Source organism: Metabacillus bambusae (assembly GCF_017497975.1).
GTDB classification, from domain to species: domain Bacteria; phylum Bacillota; class Bacilli; order Bacillales; family Bacillaceae; genus Metabacillus; species Metabacillus bambusae.
In genome coordinates, this window is record NZ_JAGDEL010000008.1 from 87,098 (window position 1) to 99,203 (window position 12,106).

General features: G+C 36.1%; 9 protein-coding genes. 8 read left to right on the forward strand and 1 reads right to left on the reverse strand.

Going from position 1 to position 12,106, the window contains the following annotated elements; translation table 11 throughout:
- Positions 1-27: 27 nt before the first annotated feature.
- The 4 genes from I7822_RS12640 to I7822_RS12655 all read left to right on the forward strand — a co-directional run bounded on the left by I7822_RS12640 (position 28) and on the right by I7822_RS12655 (position 5,223).
- Positions 28-1,833, forward strand: coding sequence for an IucA/IucC family protein (locus tag I7822_RS12640; protein WP_243459439.1), 1,806 nt, complete (start codon positions 28-30; stop codon positions 1,831-1,833).
- Positions 1,834-2,028: 195 nt separating this feature from the next.
- Positions 2,029-2,583, forward strand: a complete 555-nt coding sequence (locus I7822_RS12645; protein ID WP_207978821.1) for a biotin transporter BioY — start codon at positions 2,029-2,031, stop codon at positions 2,581-2,583.
- Between the two features lie 80 nt (positions 2,584-2,663).
- A complete protein-coding gene (locus I7822_RS12650; RefSeq protein ID WP_207978607.1) occupies positions 2,664-4,130 on the forward strand; it encodes an AMP-binding protein in 1,467 nt (488 codons plus the stop codon).
- On the forward strand, positions 4,120-5,223 hold the full coding sequence (locus I7822_RS12655) for an acetyl-CoA C-acyltransferase (RefSeq protein ID WP_207978608.1): 1,104 nt from the start codon (positions 4,120-4,122) through the stop codon (positions 5,221-5,223). The genes I7822_RS12650 and I7822_RS12655 overlap by 11 nt, the downstream gene beginning before the upstream one ends.
- 299 nt (positions 5,224-5,522) lie before the next feature.
- On the opposite strand, the gene I7822_RS12660 is transcribed toward I7822_RS12655, so the two are convergent.
- On the reverse strand, positions 5,523-6,902 hold the full coding sequence (locus I7822_RS12660) for a YjiH family protein (protein WP_207978610.1): 1,380 nt from the start codon (positions 6,900-6,902) through the stop codon (positions 5,523-5,525).
- Positions 6,903-7,425: 523 nt separating this feature from the next.
- Between I7822_RS12660 and I7822_RS12665 the strand changes: the two genes are divergently transcribed.
- From I7822_RS12665 to I7822_RS12680, 4 genes are all read left to right on the forward strand, one after another.
- Positions 7,426-8,277, forward strand: coding sequence for an MBL fold metallo-hydrolase (locus I7822_RS12665; RefSeq protein ID WP_207978612.1), 852 nt, complete (start codon positions 7,426-7,428; stop codon positions 8,275-8,277).
- Between the two features lie 73 nt (positions 8,278-8,350).
- Complete coding sequence (locus I7822_RS12670) at positions 8,351-9,340, forward strand: LacI family DNA-binding transcriptional regulator (RefSeq protein ID WP_207978614.1); 990 nt, start codon at positions 8,351-8,353, stop codon at positions 9,338-9,340.
- Between the two features lie 418 nt (positions 9,341-9,758).
- Positions 9,759-11,087 carry an ABC transporter substrate-binding protein gene (locus I7822_RS12675; RefSeq protein ID WP_207978616.1) on the forward strand — a complete coding sequence of 443 codons (1,329 nt, stop codon included), beginning with the start codon at positions 9,759-9,761 and terminating at the stop codon, positions 11,085-11,087.
- A gap of 85 nt (positions 11,088-11,172) precedes the next feature.
- Positions 11,173-12,102: a carbohydrate ABC transporter permease gene (locus tag I7822_RS12680; protein WP_207978617.1), complete on the forward strand. Its 930-nt coding sequence runs from the start codon at positions 11,173-11,175 to the stop codon at positions 12,100-12,102.
- Positions 12,103-12,106 lie beyond the last annotated feature (4 nt).

Sequence of the window (12,106 nt, forward strand, 5' to 3'; positions counted from 1 at the left end):
AATTACTATTAAAAGGAGTTGGAAAACTTGAAAATATGTGAAACACCACTAACGATGTTAACTGAAGAGAATTGGAAGCTTGCAGACAAACAATTAGTCGCTAAAATGCTTCAAGAATTTATCTATGAAGAAATTTTGGTACCTGAACTGATTACTGAAGGAAATGGAATTTATGAGTATAAATGGACAGATAAGAAAGGAATGGTATACAGATTTCAAGCAAAGAAACGTCTTTTCGATAGTGTTTCAGTTGTTTTTGATCGGATTGAAATTGATACGAAGGACAAAAATAATATGCCATTGTCACTTGCTCTATTACAAAGTATCCAAGAGGAAGGGAGTATGTCTGGTTCTACAGCAGGGCATTTAGTGAGGGAGTATTTACATACGTTGGTGGCAGACACTCATTTAAAAGAGCGCTCAAAACGATCTGAAGAGCTTGTTGAATTGGATTATGCAGAGCTAGAGGGAGAAATGACAGGACATCCATGGATTACCTATAATAAAGGACGGATCGGTTTCGGGTATGAAGATTATGTCCAATTTGCCCCAGAACAAAAAAAAGCAGTAAAGATATCGTGGATAGCTGTTCATAAAAAAATAGCGACCTTTCATGCGATAGAAGGGCTGAATTTTGATCAGGTAATTCAGCAAGAGCTTGGTGAGGAAACGCGTCAACGTTTTACTAACCGGTTGAAGGCTATGAACTTACCACATGAGCAGTATTATTTCATGCCAATCCACCTATGGCAATGGAATCATTCGATTGTGACGATGTTTGCCGCAGAGATTGCTAGAAAAGAGATCTTTCCTTTGGGAGAAGAAGAGGATCTATATCTTCCACAGCAATCAATCCGTACTTTCGTGAATGTGACCAATAAAGAGAAGTATCATGTGAAATTACCAATGAGCATTTTAAATACACTGGTCTATCGTGGTTTACCTGGTGAGAGAACCGTCATTGCTCCTGAAGTCACAACATTTATGAAGAACATTCTTAAAAATGATTCATTTTTAAAAGATGAATGTCGCCTTGGATTATTAGGGGAGGTTGCAACGATGAATGTTGACCATCCTACGTTTAAAAAGATCACCGGATCACCCTATCAATATCTTGAACTACTTGGTGTCGTTTGGCGAGAAAGCATTTATAAAGAATTACAGAATGAAGAACGTGCAATCACACTAGCAGCTCTCTTGCACGTAGATCATGAAGGGACTCCCTTTGTTACAAAATTGATTGAAAAGTCTGGGCTTACTGTAGAAGAATGGGTAAAGAAACTTGTAAACGCCATTTTACCACCATTGCTCCATTACTTATATCAATATGGAACAGTCTTTTCACCACATGGGCAAAACACAGTGCTTGTACTGAAGGATTATACACCAGAACGTACGATCATGAAGGATTTTGTTGATGATGTAAATATTAGTGATCAGCCATTTCCTGAGCTGTCAGTTCTCTCAGATGAGCTAAAGGAAGTACTAAGAAGTGAGGCACCAGAGGGATTAACTCAATTTATCTTAACAGGCTTGTTTATTTGTCACTTCAGATATTTAAGCAATATTCTTGAAGAAGAGGAACGGTTTTCTGAGATTTATTTTTGGGAGATTGTTCGTGAAGAAATCATTTCCTATCAAACGAGATTTCCTCAATTAAAAGAACGATTTGAGCTGTTTGATTTATTACGACCGACATTTACGAAACTAACGTTGAACCGTAATCGAATGTTTGATTATGGGTATGGAGATGATGAAGACCGACCACATGCAAGTGAGTATGGGGTGGTTACAAACGCCCTTCATTCCGTTTCTGTAGAAAAGATTTTTTAGAAGGTTTAAGCTGTTTATTGGAGCTTTTAAATTCTGGGAGGCATTACTTTTATCGTAATGCCTCTTGTTTTCGTCTAAAATTGCTAAGGTCATTCAGTTGTAGATATGTAAACTTTATTTAATGATAGGTTGACATACTTTTGTTTTCATAGATAAAATAGAAAATAAAAATATGTAACCTATTGGAGGCAAATGATGAAAATCCAGGAAATAACGTACATAGCAATTTTTACGGCGGTTATGGGAGTACTAGGGTTGGTCCCACCTATCATGTTATCTTTTACACCTGTTCCAATTACATTACAGACATTGGGTGTATTACTTGCAGGCGGAGTTCTAGGAGCAAGACGCGGCTGCATTAGCCAAGTTGTTTTTTTATTAATCGTTGCTGCAGGAATGCCACTATTATCTGGTGGGCGAGGTGGAATCGGTGTGTTTGTAGGACCAAGTGCCGGCTATTTAATTGCTTATCCGATAACAGCATTTTGTATTGGCTATTTCTTATCACGTATAAAAATTTTAACATTTCGCAAGATCTTACTAATCAACCTTACAGTAGGTATTTTCTTCATTTACTTAATTGGAATACCTGTGCAGGCTTTTATGATGAATATTCCTCTAATCGATGCGATAAAATTGAGTGCCGTGTATCTTCCGGGTGATGTGTTGAAGGCAATACTAGCTTCTTATCTAGTTTATCGTTTACGAAGGTCACCTGTAATTGCTCGCGGGTTATCCAAAATAGCCTAGAACGAACTCTTTTAATCTATAGTCTTAGCGGGAGTAAAATCCCACTGATGGAAGACTCACTTTGAGAGAGGAGAAAATTAATGGCAATTATTACAAAAACATATAGCCAACATGTGAGCGATTTCCCTGAAAAAATTGCCATTCATACTAAAAAAGAAAATATAACATATCGCAATTGGCATGAACGGGTTACCAAGACAGCAAATTGGTTGGATTCTTTCGACTGTTCTACTAACACGCTTGGGATTTTGCTTCCAAATGGTATCCATTTTCTACAATTGTTTACGGGAGCTTCTACTGCAGGCTGGATATGTGTACCGATGGATTTAAAATGGAAGGAATCAGAGCTTCAAAAAAGACTTACCCTTTCCAAACCGTCTATTTTGATTACAACGAGAGCTATATACCCTATGATAAAAGGACTCTATCAAAATGTATTAATATGGGAGGATTGTTTGGAGGAAATAAGCAATCAACCAGTTGAACGGAGAAGAATCATAGATGCAGACCTTCCTTTTTATATGGGATTTACCTCTGGTTCGACGGGAGAACCGAAGGCATTTATTCGCGGTCAACATTCTTGGATTAGCAGTTTTGAATGCAATCGTTTTGATTTTCACATGAATGAAAACGATCATGTACTAATACCGGGTTCGCTTATTCATTCTCATTTTCTATACGGTGCAATCAGTACATTGTTCTTGGGAGGGACCGTATATCTATTAGAAAAGTTTTCTTCGCATCAAGCATTAACATCTATACAAACACAACCTATTTCGGTGGTCTATGTTGTCCCAACTATGATCGAAGCTTTTTTGATGGAGAAATGTAAGATAGGAAAACAATTAAAAATAATCTCGTCAGGCGCGAAGTGGGAAGCACATTCTAAATCAAAGATTAGAGATATGTTTTATCACTCTACCATGTATGAATATTATGGAGCTAGTGAGCTTAGTTTTGTTACTGTTTTATCTGATCGTGAAAACAATCAAAGGCCTGGATCAGTCGGCAAACCATGTCATAACGTGGAAATTCAGATACGTAAATCAAATCATGAATTAGCTAAGGTAAATGAAATTGGCAAAATATTTGTGAGAAGTAAAATGATGTTTATAGGCTATGTAAATAATGATACTCAAGTGATTCGATCTTTTCGAGATAAAGAAGGTTGGATCACGGTTGATGATATGGGCTATGTTGATGATGAGGGATTTCTATTTATTGTTGGTCGTGAAAAGAACATGATCTTATATGGAGGAATTAATATTTACGCCGAAGAGGTTGAGGCTGTTTTAACTTCACATCCAGATGTTCATGCAGCAGCTGTTATAGGGACATATGACAAGTATTGGGGGCAAATTGTTACTGCTGTTATACAGGGAAATGCTTCTAAAATGGAATTAAGAAAGCTGTGTAAAATGATATTAGCATCCTATAAGATCCCACGTAAATGGTACTTTATGAAAGAAATCCCACTTACGACAAGTGGTAAAATAGCTCGTCCGAAAATTCAAGAAATGGTAGAAAGCAAGGTGAATGGTCATTAAAAGAGCGGTGATCGTACAAGCGAAACGTACCCCTATAGGCAGGGAAAATGGGATCCTACAAAGGTTTGGGCCACATGAATTGTTAGCACCTCTTCTCCAACAAGCAGCAAGCATGACAGAATATAAGGTTGATGATGTGATAATTGGAAATGTGGTTGGTCCTGGAGGAAATGTAGCTCGCTTATCAGCATTAGAGGCAAATCTCCCCCATACAATTCCTGGGCTCACGCTTGACCGGCAATGCAGTGCTGGTTTAGAAGCGGTACGAATGGCATGCTATCTTATTCAAGGGGAAGCGGGCAAGTGCTATATAGCCGGTGGGGTAGAAAGTACGAGCACCTCTCCTTTTCAAGCTAGAGCACAATTCTCGCCAAAAAGAATTGGAGATCCCGATATGGGTATCGCCGCAGAATCTGTTGCAAGTAAATACCGAATTACAAGAGAAATGCAGGATGAATATACACTATTGAGCTATGAACGCAGTGTAAATGCCTATAGAAAAGGGCTGTATGAGCAAGAGATCTTAGCTTTAGAGGAAATTAATCAAGATGAAGAATTTTTAAAAGTCCGTCCTATAGAGAAGCTAGTAAAACGAGCAAGACCAGCTTTTATTAAAGAAAATGGAACAGTTACAGCAGCCAACAGCTCTGGGATTAATGATGGAGCCTCTGCATTACTTGTTATGGAAGAAAATACGGCAAACGAACAAGGACTTAAACCTGTATTACGCTTTCTTGATAGTGAGGTATGTGGAGTAAACCCCTGGTATCCAGGCATTGCTCCTGTTCCGTCGATTCAACATTTAATAGAAAGAAACAAACTAACAATTGACGATCTTGATCTAATTGAAATAAATGAAGCATTTGCTGCCAAGATTGTTGCTTGTGCACAACAGCTCAAAATTCCTTATCGTAAATTAAATGTCCATGGAGGTGCACTAACCATTGGACACCCTTACGGAGCATCAGGTGCAATCTTGCTAACTCGCTTATTCCATGAGGTTCAGAGAAGAAAGAAACTCAAATATGTAGTCGCTGCGATTGGAAGTGGCGGAGGAATTGGAGTTGCAATGTTATTTGAAGTGGTGAATTGATCGAAATCCTGCTTAGGAAGTGTTCCTAGGCCTTTTTTGTGTGCATATTTTTGGGAATTGTCTCTCTTGGTTCAATTACGGTGGACATTGGTTCAATAGAAGAAAATGTGGTCTAATCTGTGTTGAATAGAGAGTGGGAAAAGTGTGAGTGGTTCAATAATGATTGAGTGAAAGAGATTCAATAAATTTAGGAAGTGGTTCAATTATCAAATTATACAAAAAAAAGGCTTAGGATTCTCCCTAAGCCTTTTTTTACAAAATCAGTAGTGTTGTTTATTAATAAAAATTAACTAGTCAACTTAAAAAATAAGATGTGCCATTAAAACAATAACCGGCAGAGATATGATCGTACGTTGTAAAAAGATCACGACCAAATCAATAAAGGAAACTGGTAATTTTGATCCTAGTAGCAAACCGCCAACCTCTGACATATAGATTAGCTGTGAAATTGAAATACAGCCAATGACAAAACGGGTCATGTCACTTTCGATTCCACTTCCGATAATGGCTGGTAGGAACATGTCGGCAAAGCCTACTACCATTGTTTGCGCAGCTTCATTTGCTTCCGGTATTTGCATGAATTCTAAGATTGGAATAAATGGTGCACCTAGTATTTTGAAAACTGGTGTGTATTCCGCGATAATTAATGCGATCGTTCCAATAGCCATTACTATCGGAAGTACGCCTAGCCACATATCGAACACATTTTGCAACCCACTTTGTAGCATATTTGCATAGTTATTATTCTTTTTCGCCTGCTTTACTGCATTCGTAAGTCCCCATTTGAAAGCAGAGACATTAGTAGGTACTACCTCATCGATTGCTTCTTTATCACCAATATAGGTATCAGGTTTTCTAGAAAGCGGAGGTATTCTTGGACTAATAAATGCACATGCAAGACCTGCTAATACAATTGTTAGATAAAAGGGAGCAAAGTAGTTATCAAGTTTTAAATAACTAATAATAACGATCGTAAATGTGATGGAAACAACTGAAAATGTTGTCCCGATAATCGCTGCTTCACGCTTTGTATAATAGCCATCTTCGTATTGTTTGTTAGTTAATAATACGCCAATTGTTCCGTCGCCAAGCCATGAAGCAAGACAATCAATCGATGATCGACCAGGAAGCTTGAACAATGGTCTCATCACCTTAGTAAATAAAGCTCCACATAATTCAAGAAGACCAAAATCAAGTAGTAAAGGTAAAAATAGTCCTGCAAAAAGGAACACTGAAAATAGAACAGGAATTAAGTCATAAAGTAATAATCCACCTGTGCTTTCAGACCAAATTGCTTCAGGCCCAACTTTAAATAAAGCCAAAATTGAGAAGATCATTCCGAGAATCCGTGCAATTTGCCAAATCCATGTTACGTGAAATAATTTATCAAGAAATGGTGAGTTAACGATATAAGCCGGTTTCACTAATTTGGCCTGTAAAGATAATAAAGCGGTGACAGTCATAATGATTGTCGCGATATAAGGTAAATAACCTGCCAAAAGACCTTCTACAAAATTTGCTAAAATCGCTACTGGAATTGTAAATTTGCCATTAATAGAAAGTGGGATGACAAATAGAAAAATACCGATTAATGAAGGAATAATGAATTGTAAATAGTCTGTTATACTAAAATACTTTTCTTGTTCTCTATTCGCAATGTGTTGCTTTTGTTTTTCCATAGTATGTACCTCGTCATTTATTAATAATAAAGTCATGATTTAAGCATTAAATATGCAACTTGAGTGTATAAGAATGCAAAAAAGACCTGAATTCAAATAATACCATAAAATGAAGATAATTATTATACATATTTATTACAATTTAGCTAAAGTTAATTAATAAGTAGATACCCTGATAGCTTATGCATAAACATAAATATCATATTAATTTTATTATGTACTTATATATCCTTAATTCTCTATAAAAGCAAAAAATATTAGATATTCAAATTGCTTGTTCTGAATAAAAAAATACCATTCTTTTTTCTGGATCAATTCGTGATGCAGATCGAATTATTGTTTTTCAAAATGGTACTTGAGTGGAAGCTGGAAGCGTTGAAGAGTTAATTAGTCATAAGGGCGAATTTTATAAGTTGAAGCAGTTACAAGCATAGTTCTAAAAAAGATAGGTTGACACGTTTAGTGTATCAATCTATCTTTTTTAATAAGGGTTTGTAAAAAAAGAAAGGTTGGTGGATAGTCCATGCCAAAGCTCTATAGAAATGGTGAGCCTTTACAAAAGGAGGTTTATCTAACACAATTACCTACAAATGCCGTTGCTTTTTGGAATTTAGGGCAGTCTGGAATTTTACTGAAGGGTAAGCAGGATGATGGTTGGATTTGCATAGATCCATATCTGACTTCAAGTATTGAAGTAACAAATCCACAATCAGAGTTTAAGAGAGCATTTTCACCACTGTTAAAACCAGCTATGTTAAAGGATATTGATGGGATTCTAGTAACACATGAACATGACGATCATCTTGATTTAGCGACATTGAAAGAACTTGCACAGGTGTCAATGGAAACAACATTTATTGTACCAGCACCAAGTGAGACTCTAATAAGTCGTGAGTTAAGTAATGCTGAAATTCATTTAGCAAAAGCAGATCAACCTTTTTCTGTCAAAGGGTTTAATATTACCCCAGTACCAGCAGCACATACATCCTACGAAATAGATGAAAAAAATGACCACCTTTATTTAGGATACTTTATAGAAGTTAATGGTATCAGGATATATCACAGTGGAGATACCGTGATCACTCCATTGCTAATTGAGAAAGTAAAAGCGTTTAAACCAGAAATTGCCTTTCTTCCAATTAATGGTGGTGACTTTTTCCGAACGTCAAGAGGTATTATTGGTAATATGAATTTCCGAGAAGCTGCTGACTTTTCTGTAGCAGTCGGAGTAGATCTGGTGATCCCTATCCATTTTGATATGTTTCCTACTAACCGGGAGAATCCGGCTTATTTTGTAGACTATTTGTTTCATCACTATCCAGCACAGAAATTTCATATGATGGTTCCAGGGGAGCGGTTTGTTTATCATAAATAATGATTGATTGATTTTTTATTTATGAACGATAAGATTTAGTATAGAGAGATAAAGTAGGGAGTAGGTGAGATAATTGAAGGTTACGATTAAGGACATAGCAAATATTTGTGGAGTTTCACTTGGAACAGTAGATCGAGCATTAAATAATCGTAAGGGAATTAGTGAAAAAACGAGGAAAAAGATACTTCAAGTTGCAGAAGAAATGAATTATAAACCGGATTTTACGGCAAGAAGCCTTGTAATGGGAAAAACGATGACGATAGGTGTTGTGCTTTTTGATTTATATAATCGGTCTTTTGCTCAGGTTTTAAATGCGATTGAATTAAAGGCTAGAGAGCTAGGGTATTTTGTTTATATTACGTTAACAGATAAAAATCCAGAAAACGAATTACAGTGTATTGATTATTTAGTTAACCGGAAGGTAGATGGAATCATTCTTTTTTCAGTAAACAAAGGGCAATTTTTCGATTCTTATTTACGGAAATTTAATATCCCAATTATTTCGATCTTTAATTATATTTCCGATGAGTGGGAATATGTTGGGATCCAAGAGCGTGAGGCAATGAAGGAAGCCATCAATTACACTACAAGTAAAAACTATAAGAATTTTATTTATATTTGTCCGCCACTTGCTTATTCAGGAAAATCGAATATTTATACACAAGAAGAAAGATTGAATGGATTTTTAGAGGCACTAGCTGAAAATAACATTAATACCACACCGAAAATAATAAAAACTAGCGAGTATCTTCGGTCATTAGAAGGCACTACGTTCAATGAAAGTGAAAAGACAGCTATTATTTGTTCCTGTGACTTATATGCACTTGAGGTAATGAATTTTTTAAAGGCAAAAGGATATGATATTCCCGGAAAAGTAGGAGTAATGGGGTTTGATGACATTGATATGCTGCAATATGTGACGCCAAGTCTTACAACTGTAAAATATCCAATTGTTGAAATTGGAATAAAAGCTGTTGAAAGTTTAGTTCATAAAATTGATAATGGACACTATTTATCAACACCATTACTGGAATATGAGATTATTAAGGGTGAATCTATCTGATAGGAAAAGATTCAGAAAAATGAAAAAGGGGATTGACTAGTCTAAAGAAACGATGTTACTATTCAGTTATCAAAAGATTACTTCTCCTTAGAACTTTTCGTGCACGTACACGTTTATCAAATAAATCAATTTTACTCCTTTGCACAAAATTCAACTTACAAGGTCATTCGACTACACTAATCACTAGATCAGTTTTGAGTAGTAACTAACGTGGTAATTCTAGAGCATTTATTACTCCATATGCTTTTTAACTTTATATTGTATATTTCGTGTACGTACACGACGCTATGTTTATGAGTGTTTCTTCCTATCAAATAGTATATAAGCTTTTTGGGGAGGTGGTAGACCTTATCTTTTCAACTTATTAAAAGTCTATTGTAAGCGCTTAAAAAAATGATGATTTTTGGGGGGAGCAAGGATGGTAAAAAGAAGTTTGCTTTTAATGCTTATGGGATTGATGGCACTAATAATGATCGCTTGTAACAATAATTCGGCATCTTCGGGGGAGGAAGCAGAGGAAACAGTCGTCATTGGTGATGATGAGGATGCAACTGAATTAAAATTTTGGACATTCGTTGAGCTACATACTGATCTATTTAAAGATTCTGTTGAACGCTGGAATAAAGAGTTTCCTGATAAAAAAATTAAACTAGTAGCTGAAACGTATCCATATGATAACATGCATAACAATTTACTTTTAGCTTTACAATCAGGAAAAGGTGCACCTGACATCGCAGATATTGAAATTTCTCGTTTTCCAAACTATTTACAAGGGGAACCACAACTAGAAAAAATGAATGACTATGTAGAACCAGTAAAAGATAAATTCGTAGAATCTCGCTTCGATATTTATGCAAAAGAAGGTAACTATTACGGCATTCCTACACATGTTGGAGCCACGGTTATGTATTACAACACAGAAATAATGGAAGCAGCTGGTGTAGACATAGACGCGATTAAAACATGGGATGATTATGTTGAAGCTGGAAAGAAAGTTGTTGCGAATACAGATGCCGCAATGACGACAGTTGAAACAGAAGGATTTAACACGTTTTGGTCGATGATTTCTCAGCAAGGTTCCGATTTCTTTGATGAGAATGGAGAAGTTATTGTTGATAATGAAACGAATATTAAGACACTACAATTCTTAAATGACATGGTTCACAAAGACAAAATTGCTGAAATGACACCTGGTGGTGAGAGCCATGCTGAGGAATACTATAAATATATGAACGAAGGTGGAGCTGCCTCTATCGCTATGCCGATGTGGTATATGGGTAGATTCACAGATTACATGGAAAATTTAAAAGGAAAGATAGCAATTCGTCCTCTACCTGCATGGGAGGAAGGTGGAAACCGTTCAGCTGGTATGGGTGGTACAGGAACAGTAGTTACAAACCAATCTGAACATGCAGAACTAGCAAAAGAGTTTCTAGCATACACTAAGCTTTCTGAAGAAGGAAATATCGCATTGTGGAAAGTTTTAGGGTTTGATCCTCCACGTTGGGATGTTTGGGAAAGTCCAGCTATGAAAGAGGATAACAAATTTTATCAATATTTCGGAACTAATATTTTCGATGTTCTTCTTGATATTAAAGATGAAATAAATGCTGTTAACGTAACTGCTAAAACTCCGCTTGTACAACAACAATTTACAACAAATGTCTTTAACAATGTCATTAGGCAACAATCACAGACTCCAGAAGAGGCACTTAAACAAGCAGCTGAAGAGATTAGAAACAATTAAGATTCTAAAATAAGAATACAAGGTGCGGTTTCATGCACCTTGTATTTCTGAAAGAGTAAGTAATAAATAAAAGGAGTTGATTGTCATGGAACCAGTCGTTTCTACTAAAAAAGAGTATTCAAAGGCTCCTAGAAAACTTAATTTTCTATTTTCTCAAAAAGCTGCACCATATGTTTTTGTATCTCCATTTATACTCTCATTTTTAATCCTATTTTTGTATCCATTGCTAAAAGGGGTTTTAATGAGTTTCCAAAGCATTTTGCCCGGACAAGTAACATTTGTTGGGCTAAGTAATTATACAAAGATATTTAATTCAACCTTTTATCAGGCCCTTTATAATACTTCGATATATGTTATTCTGACCACCGTAATTCTCGTGGCAATTCCAATGGTTTTGGCGACAATATTAAGCTCAAGATTTATTAAATTTGCTGATATCTTTAGAGCTGCGCTATTTATTCCTTCATTAACGTCAGTTATTGTTGCCGGTGTTATTTTTCGCCTTATGTTTGGAGAGTCAGAAACTGGGTTAGCAAATGCAATTATTGGTCTTTTCGGAATGGAACCTGTTAAATGGCGTTATGGTGCAGGTACTGGTATGTTTTTAATGGTTTTATTAGCTTCTTGGAAATGGATTGGTGTCAACATTATCTATTTCATGGCTGGTCTTACCAATATTCCGAAAGAATTATATGAAGCAGCAGATATTGATGGTGCTGGTAAGCTTCAGAAGTTTTTTCATATCACTTTACCATTATTAAAGCCGGTGACACTTTATGTTGCAACCTTGACGGTTATTGCAGGCTTTAGAATGTATGAAGAAAGCTTTGTATTTTGGGAAAATGGCTCACCAGGTAACATTGGCTTAACGGTAGTGGGGTATATTTATCAACAAGGTTTCCAAATGAACAATATGGGATTCGGATCGGCAATCGGTGTGGTTCTGATGCTTATTATTTTTATTATTAGCTTTATTCAACTAAAATTCTTCGGCGCACTAAAGAAGGAGGAGTAGGCAA